This window comes from Peribacillus sp. P4_D6 (assembly GCF_056401795.1).
The window spans coordinates 69,326-95,664 of record NZ_JBFUIQ010000002.1; the positions used below are offsets into that span (position 1 = coordinate 69,326).

Here is a 26,339-nt window from a genome sequence, read left to right on the forward strand (position 1 = left end):
AGCTATTTGATCCGCTCTTATAGGGTAGTGACTTTTGAAGGTACTTCCTTTCGTATATGGCTCAACAGCAACCCTTTGACTAGGCTAATACGCATCAATCGCAACCTGTTCTTTAAACGAAATCGCCTTTTAGTTGTAGGGAAGTAATGATTTAATGCCGACTTTATTGCTTTTATTTTTAACAGCAAATTACTGGAAATATGATGTAAATTCGTGTAATCTACAAAAGTATGTTTTTTTCCAAATCGTAAAGGGGGGCCATAATTGAGTTCAACAAATCGTAAACAGACAACAATTGTTGCTCTTTTGCTTGCGGGTACATTTATTGCGATCTTGAATCAAACATTAATGATTACCGCCATTCCTCCGGTAATGAAGGAGATGAATGTTACGGCAAATAGTGCACAGTGGCTAACAACCGTTTTTATGCTGGTTAATGGGATCATGATTCCTGTTAGCGCGTTTTTACTGGAGCGCTTTACCACCAGACAGCTTTTCCTTTCCGCGATGGGGATTTTTGCTATTGGTACATTGGTAGCGGGGCTAGCTCCAAATTTTGGAGTGCTGCTGCTAGGAAGGATGATTCAGTCGAGCGGAGCCGGAATCATGCTCCCGTTAATGCAAACAGTCTTCCTAATGATTTTCCCTGTGCATAAACGGGGTGCAGCCATGGGACTGGTCGGTCTGGTCATTTCCTTCGCGCCGGCTATTGGGCCCGCTTTGTCGGGCTGGGTTACGGAGACCTACTCATGGAGGGTGTTATTCTTTATCATACTTCCAATTGCCATTATTGATATCATAGTTGCGTTCTTCGCTTTAAAAAATGTAACAGAAGTTACACGGCCAAAAGTGGATGTGCTTTCGATTGTTTTATCTTCCGTAGGTTTCGGTGGATTATTGTATGGTTTTACAGCTGCAGGTAATTATGGCTGGACAGACGAGAGTACCATCATATCCCTAGGCATTGGAACAATTTCACTTGTTTGGTTCATCAAAAGGCAATTGCGATTGAAGCATCCAATGCTGGAGTTCCGTGTGTTCACGTATTCATTATTCCCGATTGCCATTATTATTGGAGCCATTACCTTTATGGGGCTGATTGGTGCCGAAACGCTCATCCCGCTATTTATGCAAAACATGCGAGGATTTACTGCGTTTGAAGCTGGTTTAGCCATACTCCCTGGAGCACTTATTACCGGAATAATGTCACCGTTCATTGGCCGTATTTTTGACCGGGTTGGGGCCAGGTGGTTGGTTATTGGCGGATTACTCCTCATAACCGCTTCATCCTTTACTTTTATGGATGTTGGTCCTTCGACAAGTTTTACATTTATTACGGTTATGTACAGTATTCGGATGTTCGGATTAGCCATGGTTATGATGCCTGTTTCAACAGCCGCCTTGAACCAGCTGCCTAAACGCTTAATCGCCCATGGTGCAGCAATGGATAATACGATGAAAATGATTGCCGCATCCGTAGGTACAGCAATACTTGTTACTGTAATGACATCAGCTACCAAAAATGCTCAGCAGCGTCCCGAGATAGTCCATCCTGATATGTATGGCGCGCAAATCTCATTTATTGTCATCGCTGTACTTTCGTTAATTAGCTTCCTCATTTCTTTTAAAATAAAGGATCAAAAATCAGCAGGAAAAGAGATCGGGGAGAAGAATTAAAGATTTGAATCCGAGTTATTAAACTAAATATTAGAACTCCATTTTTTAACTTGTTATGAACATTTTCCAACGCCGCCCCTGGCGGCTTTCCCTCCCAGGCGCTATCATTCCTTTGTCATGCCTACCTAAGGGATTCTAAAAAAGAGGGAGAACAAGTCATCCAGATGATTTGTTCTCCCTCTTTTATTTTTTCTTTCTTTATAAAAAAGGTAAACATACATGAATTAGATGTAGGTGTGGAATTATCTTTTATTAAATCTGGACTATTTTTCAAATCCTTAATCTTTAAACCATTTTCGAAACTGGATCATTTAAGAGTGCGCCAAAAATCACAAAAACCCCTCTAAATATGAAGATTTTCTTCTATTATATACTACTCCCCAAACAACAAATGAATAGCTTGGCGTTCATTTTCAAAAACTTTCTCCAAATATATCTTTGAAGTGGAAAGCTGCTCATGGCCCAGACTCTTCATCATCTGATAGACATCCACTCCATTCAAGTGAGAAATGATGGCTAAAGCATCCCTAAAGGTATGAGGTCCTAAACAAATTCTCTATTTATTTAGGTTAATCAATATTAGTCTATAATTGGATTAGAAAATTATAATAAAATTATAGGATTCAATTATTATATTAATAATGATTATATATAGATATATGAATGAATAGTTAATCCTGAGATATATATACATATAGCAATGAATAAAAAAGGGTGAATAGACAAATTATGAATAAAAACATTCAGACTGTATCTTATGAAATGGGGGAAACGGTTTTTGTTCTCCTAACATGTACGGAAGAAGAAGACCCAGAGAGTTTTTACTACTTTAAACAACCACGTCTCCATTATCGTGTAGAATTTGGCTAGGCGGAAGCAGACTTGTATCATGAAGAATTGACGAATGGAAACCAACGGGATGTTCGGATAATCAAGAAGGATGGGAGGGGGATAAAGTGGAATGGTATACACAAAAAGAAGTAGCTGATTTACTCGGAGTATCCAAGGCAACTGTCTACCATTATGGAAAGCAGAAGAAAATCATGAAAATTCTGGACCCCCATCGATTGCATAAAGAGGCACGTTATGAAAAAGCGGAAGTGGATCGACTAGTCTATGAAAAGCAATCTTTACCTACTGGTATGAGCCCCAATGATGTTGCAAAGAGATTGGGGTTATCTGTACAGAGTGTGTATAAGTATATACAAGATGGTTCGATAAAAGCCGAGGCCGTCCCTTATGGGGATGAAAGAATCACGTATGTAATTTCGGAAGCAGCCTATCAGGATGCAGAGAAATCACTCAAACCAACTGAAATACAGCGATCAAAAAAATATGAATATTATGATTCGAAAAATGATATTGTTTTGTATCAAAGATTTCATTCGAATAAAATACCAGAGGCACGTGTGGTTCGTAATGAAGAAAAAGTATTTGGTTTCTACTTACCCAATATCCAAAAGTGGTTGACGTATGAAGAAGGAATGAAAACTTATACATTAAAGCCATCATACTCGATTCACCATCCTGCTTTGGATTATAAAGGTTATGTTGAGCTTCAGGTACCTAAAAATGAAGTAGTATTTTATCCCTTCATGGACTATTTATACGAAATTTGGGGAGTGGAAAACATTCGACTTAGAGAACAAAGTGAAACAGTTTTACTCTACGTTAAGGCAGGGGAAAAGCCGTTAAAATCTGATGTGTTTGGTATGACAGATATCTCACCGTATTTAACCAATGGAGAAATGCACTATGGAGAAGGTACTTTGATATTACGAAGTTCCTATCGAAAAACGAGTTTGGAATTACCTATTGATCTATTAGAAAGTATGACAGAGTTAGCAGAACAAGAAGGAATAGTATGAGTAAATGGATAGAGCAAAAATTATCATCTATACTTAAATGATTTTATTGAGGTCTTCATACCATCCACACAGGGTCATTACCCATTCATTATATACAGAGCTACTCAGGCGTCAGTATGAATATAAACTATTTCTTTCCACATTTTTCACACCGAAATACACAAAAAAGAGACCATTTCATATCCAGGAAGAAGCATGAAATGATCTCTTTGATTATTATTTTTTAGGTTGTTGCAGAAATCTAATTTTATAAGTTCCAGTATCTATATATTATCGAAACTTAGACTCATTGTAAATTAATAAGCCTGCGATGAAGATCCAAAAGATATTTATTAGGCAATCTTGAAAAGTAGTGTGTTTCTAAAAGTTTCTATATTAGAACGAAAGAACCATTGTCCATAAAATAAAAGTTAATTACGCTGCGAATCTCAGTATGGAAATTTGAAGTATAAAGGTAATCTGTGGCTTTAAGAAGGTTTTTTGAATAGTAGATTTAAAACAGCCGGATTCTTCTTTATTAGTTCCAATTTCATAGACTGTTTAACGAAGCATTGACTATGTTAAAAATCCTCCTTAGTTGTTTCTTCTAACCTCTTATCCCTTAGTTTTCCTAAGAATCATTGAAGGGGATATTTACTTTGTCTCTGGATATGCCTTTAATGTCTGAACACTCAAGTCATGTTTTTTTCATTATCAAACCATTCAAATAGTGACCATAGCGTTGTTTAGGGGGGGTCAATATAGCTGTCCTTATTTGATTCATTTCAATAGAGTCGTCAAATCTTTTTCGGTTTCTTTGATGCAAATCCTCTTTTTTTCTTATTGCTGCGATCCCACCACTTCGATCAATTTAGTGGTAATACTATTGAATGAATTAAATAAATTTGATTTTGAAATGTTGATCATTTATCTGGGGGCGATGCTTGAATAAGGCATCGCCTTTTTAACTTCGAATCACAAGCAGTTTTTCAAAATATGTACTAAAACTATTGGATGCAATTTAAAGCTAGAGGATAGTATATACATCCCTCAAGCTTTAAAAGGTTGTTGTATGGTATATTTTTGGACAGTAAATGCAACGTAACGCGACAAATCGCCTAGAATTGAATTTTTGTAATTAATGGAGCGTTGTATAATTCAAGAAGATCTTATTTAAGATTGAGTGATACCAGTATTTGGTGTAGGATGAATATAATATAGTAATTGATAAATTATGTATAAGTGATTCACTATTTTTTGGAGGTATATATAATGTCTCAAATTCAATTAATCGAAGATGCTGAAAATATTAGAGTATATAAAGATAGAATTAGAATTTTCCTTATACTTTATATTTTTTCTGAAGAAATTACAGAAAAAGGTTCCAGCTCATATAAAAAAGTTTTTAAAAGTGAGGTAAAAATACAAAAAATCGACTTTTTACTTCGTAATCCAGATTACTTTTCGTATGAATTACTATTATTTGCAAAAGAAGGGAAGTTTGATAAAAGCGAAATTAAAGTCATCATTAAGGAAATATTTGATACAAAAGAGCCCAGTATAAGACGTCTAGAAATGGAAAGGTTTTTCTTTGGCGCATATGAAGATATAGATGATGTAATTAGCTTTCTAAAAAGTATAGATTTTATTGACTTTAAAAGTAAGAGAAGCATTGATTTGAAAACTATCGATAAGCATTATTATATAACTGATTTTTCTTATAACAAGTTTGAAAGTTCACTTAAAAAACTTTCATCAATTCAATGGTACATAAAGAGGTGTATGCTAATTAAGCAGTTTTTTGGGGATTTAACTGGTTCACAGCTGAAAGTATTACAATATCAAATAGATGAATACAGAGATGCCTCTTATAAAGAGTATATTAGTGATATTCAAAGTAATGTTAAAAAACTTTTTTCGGAAATGTATGGTGAAGAATTATGATAATTGACTACGATAAGTTTTTGAAAAGTTTACATGAAGACTATAAAGATGACTTTTCAATAGATGAAATTAAAGATTTGTTAAATGGACTAGGAGAATATGATAAAGATACTCCTGTTTCTACAGGAAAAAGATTATCATTAACTAAAATTTGTATTAAAGGGCATAAGAGTAGTGGAGAGGCTATTGATTTTTCTCTACCTTTTGAAGATGGAGTTAATTTAATAATAGCTGATAATTTAAAGGGTAAATCAAGTATATTTAAAATGATACAAATTGCACTTACAGGTAATAATAAATTAAAACCTGACGTAAAGAAATGGGTTAACCAGGTTATTTTGTGTTTTAAAATAAATGATAAAAATTACTCAGCTGTTATAAAAATCGATAAATCTCGAATGAAGGGATCACTTTATAGTCAAATTGTTGACGAAGGAAGCGATACAGAATTAAATAATCTTAATCTGATTTTTAATGCTACTAGTATAGCTGACTATGAAAAGAATATTCAGGATTTCTTTTTTAAGCAGTTCTCATACTATTCCTTAAAATGGACTCAAAAAGCATCGCAGAAAGATAAGAACGAACTTAATGAAGCAAAAGCTAGTTGGAAAACATATTTTAAGTCAATTTATCTTGAATCTAAGGATAGTGCGAAACTAATGTATGGGGGGCAAGGTAAAAAAGTATTTCAAATGTTATTAGGGCTTGAATTAACTTATGCAATTAATAACCTTACAGTAAAATCGGATATGTTAACCTTTAATAAATCTAAACAAAATGATCATTCTAATCAGAAAGATCAAGACATAAATGAGATATTAAGTTTGGAAAAAAGAATAGATGCAATCAATAATGAATTAGCTATTTTAAATTCTAAGAACTCTAGTATTTTAAATAAACACTATGAGAATTACAAAAGGGTTATCGAAAAAATTAACGATGAAAATACATTAATTATTAAACAAGGAAATCTTGCAAATGGAAAAGCAAATGAATTGACTTCAATTAGTTCTAAAATAATAGGATACAATAATGAACTAAAACGAATTGATAAAGAGATTAATAAAACAATAAGATATATTAATGATATAGAAGAGTATATTGAAATAGGGATGTTCTTCTCTAATCTTGATATAAAACATTGTCCTAGTTGTAATAACAAAGTAACAGATAATAAAAATAATGATCATACTTGTTCTTTGTGTAATGAATTAGTTCAGGATTCAGACAATGAAATAAATAGAGAAATATTTTATAAAAAAGTAAGTAATTTAAAAATCACTTTAGATAAACTGAATAATGAAAAAAGTATCATTAATAAGTCTATTTATAAACTCAATGAAGAATATAAATTAGTTGAGCAAAGCTTTTTGGAATTAAATTTAACGATAAAATCACAAAGTAATAATTTTAGTCTTAAAAATGAATTAAAAGATATAGAGAATAAGATAAATAAAGAAAAAGAAAATATTAACGATGAAAGAAAAATCAACTTGATTGCGGAAAAAGCGGTTGTTGAATACCAGTTATCAAATTTTAAAATGGAAGCATTTGATAAAAAACAAAATAAAGAAAATAAGAAAATTGACATTGTAAATCAAGCTATAAAAATGCTTAGTAGTATTAGATATGAAAGTAGTAAAAAGATTTTGAACTACCTCTCAGATATAATGTTGGATGAGCTTTATCATTTCGGTTTGACATCAATTACCAAAATAAAGATTAATGAAAATTTTGAGGTCAATTATAAGCAAGACGGAGATTATATTACATTTGATGAGATTGCAGAAGGTGAACAACTAAGAGCAAAAATAGCATTTTATCTTTCTCTTATAAAATTGGATATTGAGTATAATTTTGGAAGACATACTCGTTTTCTTATAATAGATAGTCCTAACAAAGAAGAAGGGGATTCTCAATATCTAAATGGATTAACTCAAACCCTAAAAAACATTAATAAAAGATACGGTAATGACCTTCAGGTAATAATAGGAACAGCTGAGAGAAAGTTGATGAAAACTGTAAAAAGTGAAAAAATATTTGAGGAAGGGGTTTATGTTTTCTAATGAATGATTTGGATGAGATTAAAGAGTTTAAAAATTGGTCTATTATGGATAAATTCTATTTCTTTGATAATAATTGTATTGATATATTAAGTAAGTTAGAGATAAAAGCAGTTCAACAATTCTTAAATGAAATTATACTTAATCCAAACGAAAATTCTAATATTAGAAAAATGGCTCTAGAAAATTTCATGTATTTAGTTAAACTTCAAAAAATAAAAAAAAGAATTGCACTAAATTTATTATTGGATAATTGGATAGAAACGGGAGATGTTTTTTTAGAAACAATTAGGTTGAAAAGTTTAATCTTGTTCTATGATGATGGATTAGAAGAAAAAGAAGAAATAGAAGACTTATACTATAGCCTAATGGAACATGAAGAAAATGAGATTAAAAGTGAGAGTTTATTTCAAATAGCTTTGATATTTTTTTTAAAGGCAAATGTAATGAAAGATAAAGATACTTATTTGACTTGTTTAAAGAAGAGTTTGGAATATTTCAAAGGTTCAAATATCCATATTGAAAATAGAATTGATGCTGAATTTTTCATAGTAACTGTTACAAATTTAATTAATATTATACAAGGAAGAGATAGAGATTTTGAACAAAGTATAAGGAAAACCGCTCAACTTTTATGGGAACAGCAGCTTTATTCACTAGACGGTACCATTTCATCAGTTCAGGTAGGACTCTATCGGACGCTTTATGCATTTAAATCTATTAAAATAGTAAATCCAAAGGATTGGTTGGATTATAGAAAAGAATTTAATGATTTATGTTATTATTTCTATGAAATAAAGAATCAAAAAATAAAAAATGATTTATTAAAGAATGTTTCAGATAACTTAATAAGAAGATCTGTTGAACCGATTTTTGCTCTTAATTTTAATGCTGAGATATGTAGAATTAACAAAAGGATAAATGAAGTGGATAATGATTCAAAAGAGTATGAATTTCTACTGTATTTAAAGAAGATTGCTTCTGAGTCGAAACTAAAAGAAAATGCTGAAACAAATTTAATTCTCAATAAATTCATTAATACATTTCCTCATATAGAGAAAGAAAGAATTGAGCAGGAAATAAAAAAGATTGATGAGGTGCATGATACTCAAAGTATTTTGCACCTTTTTGAAATATTATCCGACTCCTCATATGAGAATCTTTTAGATGTGGTTATTAGTGCGTGTCTTAATATGCAGGGTAATCTTATATACCGAAATGCATCCGAAAATGAAAGGAATACGTTTATAGCCTCCTTACTAGAAATGGCGGGATTTAACAATAAAGATCAGACCTTGTGGGGAAAATCTAGAGCAGGAAAAACATCTGGAGAAATAGATATATTTGTTAGAAAGAAGAATGGAGATCCATTTTCAATTATAGAAGCATTAAATCTTAGTTCCCTAACTAAAAGTTACTTAGAATTTCATTTAGATAAAATATTTGGCTATGACACAACTGGACTCAAATACAATTTTATCTTAGTTTACTCTTCTTCTAAGAACTTCAACGAGTTTTGGGATAAATATATTAAACATATTCAAATACATAGCTATCCTTACCCTATAGTAAAATTCGAAGAAGTTGATGGTTATGATTTTGCTGATATAAGAGTTTGTAAAACGGCTCATATAAGAAAAGGTAAAGAATTGTATTTGTATCATATTGTGATGGATTTGTTTTAATATATTTCCTTATACACTTCACATTACATTTAAAGTGAGTAGAAGAACATACTTTATAAAACTTTCTGTATGTTTATACTAACTTAGCAAAAGGACTAATTAGGTGAAGTATAAACTCGGAAAGTTGTATCTTTTGGATTGTACTCACTCAGCATAAGTCCATTTGGTAAGATAAAAAAGCTCATACTTTTAAAATCTTATAAAATATATAATTACAATGGGGAGTATAACAATGACAATATCAATGGCGTGGGTTCGAAGTGTAGGCAGTAAGCAGGAGTTAGTTTTTTGCACTGATAGTAGACTCGGATTTGGGGGATATTGGGATTGTTGTCCTAAACTCTTTCCACTAGAAAGAGGTGATTCAGCTATTTGCTTTGCTGGAGATACTTTATATGCATATCCTTCAGTTCTACAAATTATATCATACATTAACCAATATAAACCGGCAAGAACACGAGGATTAGCGTTAGAAGATCTTAAGGGTCACCTTCTCAAGATACTGAATAGTATGACATCACTAATTGCTGATTTACCACCAGGAACAGAGGAACCAGAGGTAGAGTTCATCCTTGGTGGTTACTGTTGGAAAAGGAGTAAATTTAACATATGGTTATTCCATTATGACAGAAGTATTCGGAAATTCACATACAGACCCGCTTCTCCTTGGAGGGGGGGGAATGAGGAAAAATATTTGGCATTTGCTGGAGACTATGAGGAGGATGCAAAAGCTAGATTAATTGATTTGCTAAGAGCAAAGGGAAAAATCAAACAGGGAGGGTTTGACTTTGAACCTTTAGAAGTATTAAGAGATATGATTAGATCTTATGATAATAATAGCCGTATTGGAGGAGCCCCTCAGGTATAAAAATTCACAAACATTTAAACAGTACTCAGTTTGGGGTCTGGCCAAATAGAGAATCTAATCAGGTAAGTGTTATGTTGCGACCTTTACTTAATTATGAGCGAACAGACTGTAGAATTATTGATTTGGACACGCTTGAACAAGGATTTCTCGGTCAAAATAATTCTGTTTTTTGAAAAAAGGACAATTGAAAACAAATATTATATCTTATACAAAAAACGATTTAACCATTACCTTTCAAATTTGACTTTTATAAATGCTACGGACCTTCTTTAACAATATAGCACTATTTCTTAAAGAAGGATTATTCCTAAATAATATAAAAGCAATTCCTATACGCTCTCTATTTACCGCTCATAACATATATTACAGGTTTTAGGAGCATTAATTAGCCTTACCAAATGACGGAAACATAGATGGTGCCTCTACACACTTACCAAAAAGAGAAGACTGAAAATCTTCTCTTTTTGTATTTAATCCTTTTCAATATAATTGGTTCTTTTCTCTCCCAGCAGTTTCGCAGCCTTTTTAGCCTTTTCCTGTTCAGGGTTTGTATAGAGGGCAGCCGTTGTGGTCGACGTATGACCCAGTTGAGTCATCAGCAAATGAATATCTCCTGATTGCTCCATTAAGTTCGTCCCATATGTATACCTCAGTTTGTGTGGCGACATCGATTTATTGGACTTAAATGCCTTCGTGTATTTCTTAACTAAAGCTTCGATGCCACGGTTGGAAAGAGGGGTAGCTCCATCATTCACCCTAGTCAAGAATACATATGATGTATCATCATTTGAGCCCCTATAACGTTCCGTTCGCACTGCTAGGTATTCTTTTATGTCCTGCATAGACGGTGGAGAGGCTGCCACTACATCTTTTTTTCCACCCTTACGTAAAACGTGTATCTGTTTCTCCTCAAAATCCAAGTCTCGCAGCCTTAAATTAGATAACTCGTTCACCCTGATACCGCTTCCTAATAAGAGGGATAAAATCGCAAAATCAAGTTCCTTGTCCCTTTTAAAGTAAATAATTTTCCTGGACTTTTCAGATAGCTCCTTTTCATAGTCTTGTTTCACGAATTCAAGAAACCGAGCATCCTCATCATTGTGTAAAATCTTTGTCGATATTCTGGAAGCACATGCTCCCAATGTTTCTTTCACTTTATTCACTTCAATTTTCAACATGACATTTCGATAGAAGTAAGGTTCGCCGTATTCATTTTCGGTCTGAGTCGTTAAATACTTGAAAAGGGAACGTAATGCTGAAATTTTCCGATTAACAGATACCTTTTCCGTTTTTTTTGTTTCCTGCTTATTGATGGGGATGTTTCTMCGTTCTGAAAATTTTATAAAGGATTGAGCTTCGATCAACTTTAACTTTTCCAGAACTGACAGGGGGAAATCCTTAATATGCTCCTGTTCAGCAATGCCTACAGCTATCAGCCACTCCAAAAATAATTTATAATCAAATAAAGGTATAATAGAAGAAAAAGTAAGTTGACTTAAGAATAGGGAGACATTATCAATATGAACAATAATTTTCCAACTTAAAAAAAATTTTTGAAGCAACTCAGAGAAGATTAAAAGGAATGAGAAGGATCTGTTCACGGAACAAAGAAATAGATGAAGTAGATGAATTAATGTTTTATCTTGTTGGAAATATCAATTTAAGAATAAATACTATTTTTCATCTATTGGAGAATGATATTACTGATGGAGTTTTACCTTTACAAAGGACATTGTTTGAATTACAAGTAGCATTTGACGCTTTTACGAGTGCTGAAGAAGAAGATAAAAATATATATGTTAAGTTTTTTAATAAGAAAAACAACTTTGAAACTACTAATAAGTTGAATAGATTTTTCCAAAATAACAATGAAGAAATAAGAAACATTGCTACTTCTGAAGAAATTGAACAACTGTCTCAACTTAAGAATACAGCGATAAAACAAATTGAATCAAAACACTTAAAAGGGAAGAATCCAGAATTTAAACAATGGTATGAGATAGCGAGCGGAAAAAGTTTGAAAGATTTGAGTGCTGAATTTCAAGAGATAGCCTATTACCAATGTTATGATGAACCTTCAAATTGGGTTCACCCGCAAAGAATAATTGAAAATATGGACTTTGAAACATTTAGTCAGCAAATGCCTTTTTATAGTTTAATGATAGGAAATATATATTGGAGTATCAATCAACTTTTAAACAACATAACATTTTTAGCAAATTTTTATAATATTGTAGAAAGCAATCTGCTATATGAATATGGAGAGAAGCTTGTTGAACTGGCTGAGCAATTAAAGCTTTTAGTAGAAAAAGAGGACTAAATAGCCCTCTTTCTGTTTATGATTACGGTTTTAGATTTCCGTTATTGTGGTAGTTGTGGATACAGTGGCTATGGCGTAAGCTTTGGCTGGGGCGGCTAAAAGAAATAGGCGCTCATTTTAGTGTCTCTTCTTTATGAAAAAATCTCCAAACATATATAATATGTTTGGAGATAGATTTAATAATATTATTTAAAATTAGGTCTTGATAAATACACAAGGGGTTTAGCTGTGGTATATTGGTGGCAAAACCAATCAAATTTCCACCAATTACATCTGTTTAGATTATACTTAGTAAAAGCTTATTATATCAACAATAACAAACTATATCTGATATAAACTGGTTCTCTTCACTTTCTTGACAGGGAAGCGGTCGTGGGTTCGAATCCCTCCTGGGACACTAACTTTTTAGACGGAAACCACCGTCGAACAAGCATTCTAACACTCATAATGAAACGGTCAATGATACGGTCAACATACGTATTTAACCGAAATTCATTAGCAGGTTAGGAGGTTTTTTATTTTGTCTAAAAAAAGTCGTCACTTAACATAAGCCATGACTTATCCGGCATTTTTATGAAGGAGCCATCGCCAAGGAAGCCTATCGAAGGTATCCTAATTGATCAAGCTCTTAAAACTGTCATGCGACAAATGTAGGCAACTGGCTTTAGAGAGCGAACGATTAGCGACTATCACTTACATGTTACACACTTCGCAAAAATAACGGGCGTACAGACAATTGAAGAGATTACCGTCGAAACACATATACAATTGGTTATCGAGTACGAACGTAAGCAAACAGACCGAGCTGACGCGCTTAAAGTGTCTAAAGGCTTTCTTGGGTCGTTGCTCTGATATTGGATGGATCTTCACGAAGTTTTGAAAGCCGATTACAGTAAGGGTTGATAGTCCTGTAAAGACGGGCGCTACCGAAAAGGATATACGACTTTGAGGGTTGATATTTTTTTATCGGTAAAGTCTTGAGTATTTATACGATAAGCAGCCCATTGTGGCTGCTATTTTCATGTTTCTATATTGTTTATGTTTACATTATAATAAGTTTTCAGAGTCCTCATTTGAGGGCTTTTTTTGTTATTAAAAACCAAAACCACCCAATATAAATTGGGTGGTAGCCGTTTCGAGAGAGTGAACTTTATGCAAAATTAAGGGACTAACTTATCGATCAGCATGGTGCTCGGTTAATAGCGCGAGCTAACGAACAATGTTCCGGGTCCGGGTCCATTTCTTTAAATGTCATATATTTCATCACCCCCCCCTTTTAAGTGGCATGCCGACTCATCGAGTCGGCTTATTTGGTGGCTTTTTGTCTCTTTTGTCTAATAGGCATAAACCCATAAATGCGTAATGGTCACGAACTACATCGCTAACCATTGTAAGGGTATTTTGAATGAATTCTTCAGGCATCCCTAATGTAACTCCGCCTTGTGAAACATAACTTACTAGAAGAATTATTCCTAAACCTTTCATGTAACCCTTAATTTGTCTCTTTGTCATAAAAGTTCCCCCTCGAATTGGCTTTTGGTAGAGACCTCTAGCCTTTCCAAGGGAGAGGCTTAGAAGCCTCTAGGTTAATATTACCATTGATTTTTTATTTGGGGAAATAAAAATTTTATACATTATTAAATGTAGGGAAATTGAACGAAGATTCATAGTTTAGTTACCTGAAAAATATTTTTGATATAAGAACTTTTTACTATATTGGTTTGATATACTAGATATGGAAAAATTAAGCGAGGTATTATAATGACTAATATTGGATTTGCTTTATTTTCATTGGGTTTGCAATTGTATTATTCATCCTTATGGGTCTTGTATTAAATAAAAAATTTAATAGAAAATATAATTTTATTACAACGAACTTTTATATGCGGATCTTGTATAAACCTTATAAGTTTTAGAGATATGAAAAGACACTTCAATTCTCCCTCAAAATAACCCTTTAAAGTGTCCGGAAGTTAGTCTAGAATTAAATTACAGAAGTTAATTAACTTTTAGATAAATGAAAAGAGGTTATATATAATGGCTATTATAGGATACGGACGTGTAAGCACCATTGACCAAACATTAGATTTTCAGGAAGAGAAGTTAAAAGAATATGGCTGTGAGAAGATATTCATGGAGAAAAAAAGTGGTGCTAAAAGTGATCGTGAGGAACTGATTAAGGCGTTGGACTATTTAAGGGAAGGTGACAAGCTGGTTGTTTACAAAATAGACAAGCTAGCTAGGAGTACATTTGATTTACAAAAGATTGCTAAGGAACTAGAAGAACGGGGAATAGCTTTAGTATTCATCAAAGAACAGATTGATTTTAGTACACCTTCAGGAAAGCTAATGTTTACTATGCTGGGTGCTATTGCTGAGTTTGAACGGGATTTAATCAAAGATAGAACCACTGAGGGACGTGAAAGGGCAAAGGCAAAGGGAAAGCATATGGGACGTAAAGGTAAGGACGAGAAGGACGTTAAGAAAGCGTTAAAGCTGTATGAAGAAAGAGAATCTAAGGGTTTAAGCGTCAACGATATAGTTAAAATGACAGGAGTTCCACGATCCACTATTTACGCTAAAGTTAAAGAGATGAATAGCGATAGCTAATCGTTTTTTTTTCTGCTTTCAGGCATTGTGCTGTCATTTTACCCAATAATTTGCACTTATTTTAAGTGCTATTTTGCACATCCAACTAAAAACCGAGCTACGCTACCTTCACATAAGAAAATCGAATAGATAAAAGCCTTGATAATATTAAGAATCATAGTCAAAATGGAATAGTTTCTTTGTTGAGTATTCAGATTAATATCAAATTAAATTAAAAAGTTGGGGGAGCTTATGCGAATTAGATTTGAAGAATGGCTGGATGAGCAGGAAATAGATATTGAGGCAAATGATTTATTCAAGGAGAGTATTATTTGTTATAAAGCCTCTGCATATCGGGCGGCACTTTTGTTTTCTTTCCTTGGTTTTCAAACTATCATAAAACATAGAGTTATTAATTCCAAACCTGCAAAAGATTATTCCGAAGGAGAATGGAATCATTTAAAAAAAGAACTCAGGAATGATGACAAATGGGACAAATTAATAATCGAAGCTATACAAAGTAAAAAGAAACCCATCTTTAATTTAACCGAGGATTTGAGAGAACAATATTTGTTCTGGAAAAATCGAAGGAATGACTGTGCACATGCTAAAGGGAATACAATTAGTTCTCCTCATGTTGAAGGTTTCTGGCTATTTATTCAGTCTAACTTAGCTAAGTTTGTTGTTAATGGTGGGATGAAATTTATTTTACAAGAGATTAAGAATCACTTTGATCCTGCCCGTACACCTATTGGGACACCTGTTGAACCAATCATAAGACAGATTCCATTTACAATTGAAAAAATCGATTACAATGATTTTCTTCTTGAACTTAAGGACTTTTCATTAAATCACCGTTCGAAATCAGTTTATAAGAGTTTTGATAAAAACATTGCTAATATGTGGTTTCAATTATTTATTTTGCAGGATTCTTACTGTGAGATTATAGTCGACTTTTTGGTGAAAGAACTTACTTTCTGTTTGGAAATAATAAGGGGTAAACCTGAAATAGTTCAATATTTCTATGATAAAGAAACATTTATAAGAATGTTATGGAAAAAGGATTTCTCAGTACCAGAAGATTATAAAGCGTTTATTGAACTGCTTAGACATAACCTAATTCATAAGTCGCAACTTAGTGAAGCATTCGAACATATATTTAACACCTTGGATGCAGTAGCCTTTGATGAGGAGGCTTGGTGGTTTGAAGTTTACGAGCAGATAAATGAACTTGATAAGTTAGTTTTAATAGAAAGTGGATTTTTTACTAAGTTTAATACGATAGCCTTTGAAAGTGAAAGAATAACATACAACTTTAAATGGGCGAATCGAAACAAGTGTTTAGTCACTTATTATATAAAACAATTTGGTTTGGATGAAACTATTGTAACAGCTATAAACAATGCATTAACAGCAACGAATCCTCCTTTCAAACTAAGGGATGAATTAATGTATTTTTATAAAAAAAATCAACAGCAGCTAGAGCTACATATAGATATCAGCGAAAAAAACTCTTTAAATATTCCGAAAATCTTAATTGGATTACGTACTGAATAGGATTACCCTGCTAAAGGGTGAAACAAATGGAGATCAAGATGTCTATACGAATAATTAATATATATTTATTCGAAAAGACACAAGGAGGACAAAATGTTCAGTAAGACTACAAGTATATACTCCATAATCAACTTTAATAAAGAGGACTATAGTCAAATTATAAAAAATATTGAGAGCTCAAGAGGTTACATATCTTATATAGACTCGAAGCTTAAAAAAGGTGTCACAAATCCTAGATACGAAAAATACCTGGATTTAAAGCAGGCTCTATATACATTTAGGCCACCTGTTCTCCCAAGTAATAAAACAAATCTAATCGCGCATCAACTACCAGATGGACTCACTAAGAAAAAACTGGATAGTTTAAATGTAAAGTACGGTGTTCAAGACGATTACTATATTGATTACAAATTAATAAATGATCAACATGGAGTGAAAGTGTATAACTATAAGGCTATTCCAATCGAATGTGAAATTTTCAATGATTCACTTAGGTTAGATGAAAACTTTCAAAAATTAAATCAATCCTGCCTTAGTGATACTTTTATTATGAATAATAATAGAAGATTTATGATGCTTCCATTTCTAATAAAATTGGAAGATAAATATGTGGAGCCGGTTGTAATAGTAAATGTGTATGATGTTGGTATAATTACAATACAGTTAATTATTTATGTAGAACACGACAATGTTATACAACTAACTGAGTCTTCACCTCGTTTTGAAAAATTCCCTGAAGTATATTTTTATAAAATTCTGCAAAACTATAAAACTGATGATTTTTGGGAAAAAGAGGTAAAATACAATTTGAATTCTGATGAAATTATCGAGTTTTATGAGAAACAGTTATCAACTATTAGTGAAACTAAATTAAAATCCAATCAAAATAATCGGTCAATGAGTTGGGTTTTTGGGGATTTTGAGTTAGATAAGAATGCAGACCACAGGGACTTCATTACAAAACATAAAAAACTTTATGCAAGTCATCTAACTAACGGTAATAAAGACGTAATAGAACGAAAAACAAATGAAGATATTGATGAACTATTGAAAGAATCTGAAATAGATAAAAATGGACAATTTGCCTATTTCAGTTCACCTACGTCCTCTGTCGTAAGTGTAGGGTATAGTGCGTTTATAGAAAAAGCCAAGGAGACATTAAAGGATACTGCTGAAGAGTTAAAAAAAGAAGGCCGGTATTCTGACCATCTTAACCAAATTTTTAGAGTCCAAACTTTTAATCTAATTATTCAATATTATAGGTTTTATGAACTTACATTTATTAAAAGATACTTTTTAAAAGAATTATTGACTGGTATATCTTCAGGGAATTACAAAACAATAAAAGACTATAACGCGGTTAAGAAAGAGTTAAATTTTATTAAATTACAATACGATGAAGAAGTCTTGTTCTTTACGGAGGGTAGTCCAAAAGAATTGTATAAAAGCATCTTAGAAAAGACGAACGTAAATAAATTACTAGCAAAAGCTGAGGAATTAGTAAAGAGCATCAGTGAGGATACCTCGATAATTAGAGAAACGAGAATTAAGAGGAATGAAACTCTCATACTTATCCTAACATCGATAATGACAATACTATTAGGTTATACAGGAATTAAACTAATTGTAAATGACGTATTATTAAACCTCCCTATAATGGGGGAATTTTTTATGCGCCATCCACTAAGATACACAGTAGGCATATGGTTCGGACTTATTTTAGTAATGGTTGGTCTTAACTTTAGAAGATGGTTGATAAATAGATAGGATTGGGGACATGCAAACGGAGATAGGTGGTTATTATCTCCGTTTATTATTTCAAGTTATATTACGGGATTTGTAGATAAAAGTGTTGAAAAAGGGCATAACGAAAAAGGGGAAGTTAGTTTTGATGTAAACTTCGAACATAATAAAGGGGACAATGACCATTGGTTGAATGGAATGACGACAGGCATTAAGAAAGTCAATGGTGGATATAATTTCCAACGGAAAATGGAATATCCATTATTAATACAAACAAGATTAAATCTATTCTCGGGAATAGCCATTTTTTTCTCCTTTTATAAGAACATTAGTTCTCATATAATGAATGAAAAGGAGGGATCTTTCTAATGGGTACAATTCGTGATAGAGGAATCATTAAATGGCAAGCAGCATTGATGTTACCAGAACATAAAGCATTACAAAAAAGAAAGGATAAGGACGATTATTTCTTAAATAAAAAACCTATCCTTGATGAATACCAGGTTGAAGAATTTGAAAACAACATTCATTATGCAATGGAATATCATTTACCGATAAGCTTTAGATTGCATAACGAGGGAAATCCAATTGAACTGCATGGATACTGTGTGTATATTGATCCTGTCACGAAAGAGTTAAGTATTCAGAAGAAAGATAGTTCCTTCGAGAAAATTAAATTTAATGAAATTATTAGTGTGATTGTTGAGGATTAAAAAAAGTCCTTTTTAAATTCAGGAAGGAAAAGGCACAGAGATTTAGGAGTATACAAATGGAAATTCAGATTGAGGTTCAATTGTTTGCGAACGGTGCTAAGTTCTTACAGTCTGGTAGTTGTTCAGTAATTACAACTGACTTTAGAAAAGAACCGGAATGGTCAGCTGCTGTATCAGCTTATGAGTGGATACAAAAGATAAAAAGCTCTGTTCGCTATCCAGGCGACTTTCAAATTGTTAGTGTTGTTTACAACAGAGAAAATGACATAACAGATTTAGTAAGAAAGGTACGCCCTATAAAAAAAGATGATTTACCTTTTTAGGAACTTAGAGAATGTCTAATCTATAAAGTGGACTTCAACCAATGCCATATAGGGTTATACAGCTATATTAGGATGTCTAATCTTATATAGGATTTAGGGGGACTTTCATATGTCATTAGTCATTTGTGGGGAAGAATTTTAGGAGGGAGATTACTATGCTTAAATTATCATATATTGGAATAAGTCTACTAATAACTGTAATATTTATTTTGGATTTCTTACAAACAAATTCCCAAAAAGAGAGTTTTCTGGAATTAATTGGACCATTGGTAATGGTGCTACTATTATTCAATTTTTTGATTTGGATTGCTGGTATTGCACAACGTAAATTAGATAATTGGTTAGAGAAAAGAAGGCAAAAAAATTATTCTTTGTTTACATGGCTAGGAGATACTAATGTACCCCTTGACTTGTTTGATGATTTATCAAATATAAAAACGTTTAATCATGATGATTTTTATAAAAACTATATGATGGTAAAGAATAAAATAAAAGAACATTACCCTACTAAAAATGAGTTAAAAAGTTTAAAATCCTATATAGAAATTAGAAATGAAAGTTCAAAATTCAATACAATATTTAATTCTACACAAACAATATTAATAGCTATTATTATTCCTTCAATTCTTACGATGGTAAATTTCTCACAAAAACATTCAACCATTTTTTTTAGTACTATAATTTTTGCTGGTTGTTTTTTTTCCTTAATAAGCATTATTGAATCTACGGGAAAAGAGACCGATCAAAGGAAGGTTATGTTAAGGCTAGTTAATGAGTGTATTGAGGAATCAGATTGAATTTTGATAATAATTTTGCATAGTTAGAGAAAGTTATCGAAAGAAGGTGCCCAAAGATGAAAGAACTTACAGAAAAGGTTTTACAGTTTCGTAATAAGAGGAACTGGTCACAGTTTCATAATCCAAAGGACTTGGCTATTTCGCTTTCATTGGAAGCAAGTGAATTACTAGAGAATTTTCAATGGAAAACTAGTGAAGAGGCTATTGAAGAGCAAATGAGTGATATTGAAGATGAATTAGCTGATGTTATTAACTATAGCATATTGTTATCCAATGAACTGGGGATTGATCCGAAAGAAGCAATACTACAAAAGATCAAAAAAACGAATTAAAGTATCCGGTAGATAAAGCCTTTAACTCGAAGAAAAAATATACAGAGTTATAAATAAGGAGAGAGAATAATGAACCATGTGATATTACAACCTTCAGGCGGAGCAGGGAAGGCTAACTTTGATAATACTATAAAAAGTCCCGTTCCTTTAGAAAAAATTATTCTTTCTTGGACGAGAAGGATGTTCAAGCTGTCTCCTCACATTATGAGAATGGGTTAGAACCTGTCTGGGGTGTTACCCCTGGTGCAAGTGATACTAACCGAAATAAGTGGGACCGAATACATACTGGTGACATCGCCTTATTTACAGCAAATATGAAAATTTTCGCATCTGGAACAGTAACTCATAAGTTTCATAGCCAGGAACTTGCCCTGGAACTATGGGGTTGGAAAGAAGACGGAGTGACATGGGAGTATATCTATATCCTTGATGAAATTGAAGAACGAAATGTACCTGTTCAACTTATGAATGAAGCAGTAGGCTATTCTACTAATAAGGCTGTAATGGGATTTACAGTTTTAAATGACGAGAAAAGCAATATATTGTTAAATACATTTAACTTTCAAAGTGATGTTTATCAACCATCGGTTTCTGAGGAGGAATATAAAGAGTCCATTTTAGAATTGGATACATCGAAACCTTTGGATACTAAAAATGTAACTTATAGAAGAACAGAACAAGCTTTTTTGAGGAAATATTTATTTGCTAATAAAAAACTAGGAACTTGTGGGGTTTGTTTAAAAGAAATGCCTGTCGAATTTCTTGTAGCAGCACATATCAAAAAGCGGTCGGAATGTACAGATGATGAAAAAGCAGATTTTAAAAATATTGTGATGCCAATGTGTAAATTCGGTTGTGATGATTTATATGAAAAAGGTTATATAACCGTCCAAAATGGGTTAGTTGTTTCTCTTAAATCTGTTTTTAGTATTCATGTGGAAAATTACATTAATAGTATTAGTGGGAATGAATGTGTTCATTGGAATAGCAATTCAGAGAAGTTTTTTAATTGGCATAATGATTATCACTTAAAGCGTATTTAAAGATTATAGTATAAATTCTTGGAGGAAAAACAAATAAATGGTGAAACGAAATTGTTGAATTCCAAAGTAGGTCAAGTGGGTAAAGTCGATGAGGAGGATGAGTTTTGAAGCAGAAAATATTAAAAGATTTTGATAACCAACGAATTGTGTACCTTGAACTGGAAGAAAAAATAAAACAATTAATTATTTCCTTATTAAAGGAAGAAAAACTAACTATTCATGCAATTGAGTCTAGAGTTAAAGAAAGAGAAAGTTTAGCAAAAAAAATAGATAAAAAACAGGATAAATACTCTGGTCTACAAGAAATCACAGATACTCTTGGATTAAGAATAATTACATACTTTGAGGATGACGTAGATAAAGTCGCCAATGTTATAAAAAAAGAGTTTGATTTGGATGAAGAAAACTCAATTGATAAAAGGGAAAAAAACTTTGACTCTTTTGGATATTCCTCTTTACATTATGTAGTTAAATTAAAGGAAACCCGTGCATCACTTCCGGAATATGCAAGGTTCAATGACATTACATTTGAACTACAAATCAGATCTATACTCCAACATGCCTGGGCGGAAGTTGAACATGACATAGGTTATAAGAGCGTTATTGAGATTCCTAAAAAAATGAGAAGAGATTTTTCAAGGGTTGCAAGTTTATTGGAGTTGGCAGATATAGAGTTTATTAGAATTAAAGAGGGGATAAATCAATATTCACAGGAAATAAAAGAAAAAATTACATCACAAGATTTAAATATTCCAATTGATAATATAACTCTCAAAGAGTTTTTATTGAGATCTTCGATCATTGATGAAATAGAAAATAATTTATTAGATAATTTGAATTTTAGTGATTTAAAATGGAAAGACGAAACCTTAGAAGGGAGGGTCAATCAAATTAGTTTCTTTGAAATAAAGACTATTAAGGAATTGGAAAACACCATTGAAATAAGAAAATCCTTAATTGTGAAATTCGCAGAAAAGTGGTTTAAAATGATGCCAATAGATAAATTAGAAAAAAAATCTATGCCATTAGGAATATCAATTTTTTATTTGTGTTATGTGTTGGCCTGTGAAACAGAAGATTTAGACCAAGTTTCCGAATATTTGAAACATATGAACATGGAGTTAAATGACCAGTCGGGAATAGCAGCTAAATTAATGGATGTTTACAAACAAATAAAGGAATAACATTTCTACCAGCTCTCTGGAGGACACTGAATGAACGGTTACAGCCGTCTTTTGGTGTCCTTTTTATTTTGTCAATAAGGAGAAATAAGGATGAATCTAGTAGCAAAAGAAAAATTGAAACAGTGAAAAAAGATATTAGGACAGAACAAGCTAAGAAACCAAAATCTCTGCAAGTGGAGCAATTAATTGAGCGTACATGGGGCCGCCGCAATGTTGCCTTAAGACGACGGAGGTAAATTAAATGACTGAGCAAATGAAAAATTGGGAAGCTGAACAAAAGGTTATAGAGTGGATTCGCGATTATAATTATATGCTAAGAGAAATAGCTAGATTAAATAGATTGTTAAATACACCTTTTTTCGGGGGTCAAAAACTTACTGCCACATATGGAATAGAGGCTACTTTACCAAAAGAAAATGGGAGTATTAGCCAGGTTGAATTACGGCAGTTGGATATACGAGAAAGAAGGCTTATTAAATATGAAATGATTTTAGATTTTTTAGAAACGGCCACTGATTTATTGAAAGATGAAAAACAATGTGTCGTATATGATTGTATGATTGAAGGCATGAGGTATACAGCTATTGCAAAACATTTGGGGTTTTCTAGAGACACTATTAGAAAAGTCAAAGATGACATAATCGGCAATATCGCCAATAAAGTCAAAAAAGACTGCTTTCTGCAAAAGTTGAAATCTATTAAAATTGCAGTGTAGAATGGAAGGCAAGACGGGGAGTAGGAAATTCTCTCTGGTTAGGAAGAGGATTTTTTTGTCACTTTTTGTCGGATGATATATATGTATAAATGCAGGGTTTTCTATGATAATTAATATAAATAAGGGGGAATGAGTGAAATCTTATTTTATTAATATGAAGGACCCTAATTGTAATAAATAGGGAGTAGGTACAGTATATGGACTCTGATACGATTCAATCAGCAAGAATTGCAGCAGAAACCGCAGCTAACAATGCAGAATTATCTGCTGGTATAGCTTTATTGACAGCAGTAGTCGCAGTTTCAGGTGTAATAATTAATAGTATTATATCTTCCAAGTCAGCCAAGAATTCGGCTAAAATAGCTAAGGGTATTGGTCAAGATAATATAAAATCATTAGAGAAAAGAAGATTTATTGATACTATAAGTGCTCAAAGAATTGAGTGGATTAATAATATACGAAAAGAATTTGTAGAATTTAACAAGTTATCACACACGATGAGTATGGTTTTATTATCAATAAAAACTCAAGGGAAAAACCTAAACTATAATTTTGGTAACGATTATCAAGATATCAGTGCTATCAAAAATCATATAGAGCTATTATTAAACCCTAATGAACTTTTATCGAGAAAGATAATTATTTATCTCGATAAAATAATTGATAATTTAGCTTCTGAATTCAATATGGATATTTATAAGAAAGACAGAAAATATTTATATTTCATTCAACAAGTAATTTTAAAGTCTGAATGGAAAAGGATAAAGGTTGAAACTGAAAGAGGAGAACAAATTACAGAAGAGGAAATGACACAAATATTTTTTGAGGTAGGGAAAAAAATAGATCAAGATAAATTCAATATATTATTCGAAAAGCACTTATAGGTGCTTTTTTCTTTAAACCTAATTGTGGGTTAGGCATGCGAGGTCTAACGGACGAATATCAAATACCATGGGGATTAAGAGACAAACCCTTTATGATTGGAAAAGGAAGTATACTGTCATTTCTGACTCCATAAATCTCAGTGCGAATAGTGACTTGATGCTTTGCTTTTATAAAGATTTCCATCACCGAGAACGTAAATCATATTACACCCATAAGTGATGAGTACTTTTCTAAAAACGAGGACGTTATTTAACAGGGTGTTATGATGGCGATGGAATCAGAGAAATTAGGGACCAACAGGTTAAATAGACCAGAATATCCTTGAAGAGAGCCCAATTCATTGCTGTTGATTAGACTGGTTCTATCCTTGGTCAAATGACAGCGAAAGGACATTCAAATATGGGTGTTAAGAAATTCAAATGGCTGACACCACAGGATGAAAGAGTTCGAGATTTCTACGAGGTTCTTAGAAACAGGATATTTTCTTACTCTAACACGCCAGCTGTTGGCTTACTTGGAAACGGATTATCGTTGTCGCTCTGTTGATTTATCAGTATTTGGAGATTTATATTAATAATTGGTTACTTTTTAAAAAAACAGGGGATATGAAAAATATGAAAATTCATGAAAATAAATTTTTAGAGCGTATTAGTCGTTCTTTCAACGAGTTTATTCTTTCGAAGAAGGTAACCTATAATGGAAAAGATTTTTTTACATACAATCCAAAAACTGATAGCTTTGAGGTAATAAGGCCTTATACCAATGGTCAAACAAAACTTAGAGATTCACAGGGGAATTTGTGTTATATCTCTACTCTACAGTTTTTAGTTAATAACCCAGGTCCCTATAATCTAAAGCAACTTGTACAATTAATGTATGATAAAGAAATTCATAAGTATTATGGTTGGACTCATGGTTTTTGGAACCGTGAAACAATAACTTTATACTTCGATTTACTTAAGGAAAATGGAGAGCCACTCCATGAAACGTATATAAGAGACAATCATACTCCTTTTTATAAAGCAATAAGAAGTGCTTACAAACACGAAAAACAAAGGTACAAGAAGTTCCTATTGGAAATGGGAGAAGATCCTGAAGAAATTAGCCGTAGAAAAGATATAGATTTTTTTCTTCAACAAGGAATGGATGCTGAATACAAAATTGTCAAGTTGCTTCAAGACATACAGGCCCCTTTTCTATATTTTCAAAGGTTTTCTAAAATACAACCGGATTTATATCGAAGAGATACCAATGAGGCAATTGATATAAAAAGGTCAATCAAAACAGCCATTAAAAAAGAGACAGAAATATACACGAAATACTTTGATACCGTTACCGTTATCTATTTATTAGGTTCGCGTCAAATTGAAGACCAACATTCGCATGTGAGAAGGTTAAGTATTTTTCCTTGGATACAAGAACAGGACTTTTTCCAAAAGTTATCTGATTACGAAAAATTCCAGACATTACAAGCTTTGGAGGAGATAGCTGAATCCGTTAGTGAAAAAAATGCTGAAGCAGATAGACTTGATTCCTATCGTAATCTCGTAAATCAAATTATTGAGCTGGATCAACAGGGATATAATAACAAGGAAATAGAGGGCAGTTTGGGTATTTCTTATAAATATGTAAATATGATTCTTAATGGAAAGGCATTAAAGGAATATAGTGGAAGTTATTCAGATGTTTATAAGCTTAAGATGAAAGTTAAGGAGGATGCCCGAGAAGAGACTAAAGTATTGGTTAAGCAATACAAAAGTAGGGATAACTTATCTTCTAAAGAGATATCGGCATTATTAAATATAAGTGTAGATATGGTGAATTTTCACCTGAGAAATGCAAATTTAGATTCTAAAACTATTAGAGAAAAACGAAATAATAATATAATTGACTTGCTAAATCAAAATACTTCACATTCCACTCTAACAAATAAATTAAATTGGATTCTTAATGAATTGAAAAATGAGTATCCAGAATTAAGGTTGTCAACTTTGAAAAATTTCTATTACTCTAGATATGTGAAAAAAATTTGATAATATGTTTTCTTGAGG

Annotated in this window: 21 protein-coding genes and 1 pseudogene; 20 read left to right on the forward strand and 2 right to left on the reverse strand. The window is 32.4% G+C overall.

Translation table 11 applies throughout. The annotated features are described in order from the left end of the window. The first annotated feature begins 264 nt into the window (after window positions 1–264). The 7 genes from AC1DVB_RS02105 (at window position 265) to AC1DVB_RS02135 (ending at window position 10,087) form a co-directional block, all read left to right on the forward strand. Entirely contained in the window at window positions 265–1,677 is a 1,413-nt protein-coding gene (locus tag AC1DVB_RS02105; RefSeq protein ID WP_477587975.1) for a DHA2 family efflux MFS transporter permease subunit, read from the forward strand. Between the two features lie 729 nt (window positions 1,678–2,406). After that, window positions 2,407–2,547: a hypothetical protein gene (locus AC1DVB_RS02110; protein ID WP_477587977.1), complete on the forward strand. Its 141-nt coding sequence runs from the start codon at window positions 2,407–2,409 to the stop codon at window positions 2,545–2,547. An 86-nt stretch (window positions 2,548–2,633) separates the two neighbouring features. Beyond that, complete coding sequence (locus tag AC1DVB_RS02115; RefSeq protein WP_477587979.1) at window positions 2,634–3,545, forward strand: helix-turn-helix domain-containing protein; 912 nt, start codon at window positions 2,634–2,636, stop codon at window positions 3,543–3,545. Between the two features lie 1,251 nt (window positions 3,546–4,796). Continuing rightward, window positions 4,797–5,468 (forward strand): hypothetical protein, encoded by a 672-nt coding sequence (locus AC1DVB_RS02120; RefSeq protein WP_477587981.1) that lies wholly within the window; start codon window positions 4,797–4,799, stop codon window positions 5,466–5,468. Beyond that, a complete protein-coding gene (locus AC1DVB_RS02125) occupies window positions 5,465–7,537 on the forward strand; it encodes a hypothetical protein (RefSeq protein ID WP_477587983.1) in 2,073 nt (690 codons plus the stop codon). The genes AC1DVB_RS02120 and AC1DVB_RS02125 overlap by 4 nt, the downstream gene beginning before the upstream one ends. After that, on the forward strand, window positions 7,537–9,219 hold the full coding sequence (locus AC1DVB_RS02130; protein ID WP_477587985.1) for a hypothetical protein: 1,683 nt from the start codon (window positions 7,537–7,539) through the stop codon (window positions 9,217–9,219). The genes AC1DVB_RS02125 and AC1DVB_RS02130 overlap by 1 nt, the downstream gene beginning before the upstream one ends. 232 nt (window positions 9,220–9,451) lie before the next feature. After that, on the forward strand, window positions 9,452–10,087 hold the full coding sequence (locus AC1DVB_RS02135; protein ID WP_477587987.1) for a hypothetical protein: 636 nt from the start codon (window positions 9,452–9,454) through the stop codon (window positions 10,085–10,087). Window positions 10,088–10,557: 470 nt separating this feature from the next. On the opposite strand, the gene xerS is transcribed toward AC1DVB_RS02135, so the two are convergent. After that, entirely contained in the window at window positions 10,558–11,688 is a 1,131-nt protein-coding gene (gene xerS / locus AC1DVB_RS02140) for a tyrosine recombinase XerS (RefSeq protein WP_477587989.1), read from the reverse strand. Here xerS and AC1DVB_RS02145 point away from each other — a divergent pair. Beyond that, on the forward strand, window positions 11,670–12,407 hold the full coding sequence (locus AC1DVB_RS02145) for a DUF5677 domain-containing protein (RefSeq protein ID WP_477587991.1): 738 nt from the start codon (window positions 11,670–11,672) through the stop codon (window positions 12,405–12,407). The two genes, xerS and AC1DVB_RS02145, sit on opposite strands and share 19 nt — an antisense overlap. Before the next feature lie 1,293 nt (window positions 12,408–13,700). Here the strand turns inward: AC1DVB_RS02145 and AC1DVB_RS02150 are convergent. Beyond that, a complete protein-coding gene (locus AC1DVB_RS02150) occupies window positions 13,701–13,919 on the reverse strand; it encodes a hypothetical protein (RefSeq protein WP_477587993.1) in 219 nt (72 codons plus the stop codon). A 525-nt stretch (window positions 13,920–14,444) separates the two neighbouring features. Between AC1DVB_RS02150 and AC1DVB_RS02155 the strand changes: the two genes are divergently transcribed. From AC1DVB_RS02155 to AC1DVB_RS02210, 12 genes and pseudogenes are all read left to right on the forward strand, one after another. Continuing rightward, complete coding sequence (locus tag AC1DVB_RS02155; RefSeq protein WP_477587995.1) at window positions 14,445–15,017, forward strand: recombinase family protein; 573 nt, start codon at window positions 14,445–14,447, stop codon at window positions 15,015–15,017. Window positions 15,018–15,248: 231 nt separating this feature from the next. Next, window positions 15,249–16,553, forward strand: a complete 1,305-nt coding sequence (locus AC1DVB_RS02160; protein ID WP_477587997.1) for a hypothetical protein — start codon at window positions 15,249–15,251, stop codon at window positions 16,551–16,553. Between the two features lie 93 nt (window positions 16,554–16,646). Then, window positions 16,647–18,320 carry a hypothetical protein gene (locus AC1DVB_RS02165; protein WP_477587998.1) on the forward strand — a complete coding sequence of 558 codons (1,674 nt, stop codon included), beginning with the start codon at window positions 16,647–16,649 and terminating at the stop codon, window positions 18,318–18,320. A 344-nt stretch (window positions 18,321–18,664) separates the two neighbouring features. Further along, window positions 18,665–19,009: a YolD-like family protein gene (locus AC1DVB_RS02170; protein ID WP_477587999.1), complete on the forward strand. Its 345-nt coding sequence runs from the start codon at window positions 18,665–18,667 to the stop codon at window positions 19,007–19,009. 56 nt (window positions 19,010–19,065) lie between these two features. Beyond that, the gene (locus tag AC1DVB_RS02175; RefSeq protein ID WP_053534551.1) at window positions 19,066–19,332 is read left to right on the forward strand and encodes a hypothetical protein; all 267 of its coding nucleotides are present in this window, start codon (window positions 19,066–19,068) and stop codon (window positions 19,330–19,332) included. A gap of 155 nt (window positions 19,333–19,487) precedes the next feature. Further along, the gene (locus tag AC1DVB_RS02180; protein ID WP_477588001.1) at window positions 19,488–20,129 is read left to right on the forward strand and encodes a hypothetical protein; all 642 of its coding nucleotides are present in this window, start codon (window positions 19,488–19,490) and stop codon (window positions 20,127–20,129) included. Window positions 20,130–20,185: 56 nt separating this feature from the next. Next, a pseudogene (locus AC1DVB_RS02185) lies at window positions 20,186–20,514 on the forward strand (nucleotide pyrophosphohydrolase). A gap of 114 nt (window positions 20,515–20,628) precedes the next feature. Continuing rightward, window positions 20,629–21,504 carry an HNH endonuclease gene (locus AC1DVB_RS02190; protein ID WP_477588002.1) on the forward strand — a complete coding sequence of 292 codons (876 nt, stop codon included), beginning with the start codon at window positions 20,629–20,631 and terminating at the stop codon, window positions 21,502–21,504. 104 nt (window positions 21,505–21,608) lie between these two features. Further along, window positions 21,609–22,688: a hypothetical protein gene (locus AC1DVB_RS02195; RefSeq protein ID WP_053534553.1), complete on the forward strand. Its 1,080-nt coding sequence runs from the start codon at window positions 21,609–21,611 to the stop codon at window positions 22,686–22,688. A 241-nt stretch (window positions 22,689–22,929) separates the two neighbouring features. After that, complete coding sequence (locus AC1DVB_RS02200; protein ID WP_477588006.1) at window positions 22,930–23,403, forward strand: hypothetical protein; 474 nt, start codon at window positions 22,930–22,932, stop codon at window positions 23,401–23,403. A gap of 197 nt (window positions 23,404–23,600) precedes the next feature. Continuing rightward, a complete protein-coding gene (locus AC1DVB_RS02205) occupies window positions 23,601–24,287 on the forward strand; it encodes a hypothetical protein (RefSeq protein WP_477588008.1) in 687 nt (228 codons plus the stop codon). A 615-nt stretch (window positions 24,288–24,902) separates the two neighbouring features. Continuing rightward, the gene (locus tag AC1DVB_RS02210; RefSeq protein WP_477588010.1) at window positions 24,903–26,321 is read left to right on the forward strand and encodes a helix-turn-helix transcriptional regulator; all 1,419 of its coding nucleotides are present in this window, start codon (window positions 24,903–24,905) and stop codon (window positions 26,319–26,321) included. Window positions 26,322–26,339: the final 18 nt, after the last annotated feature.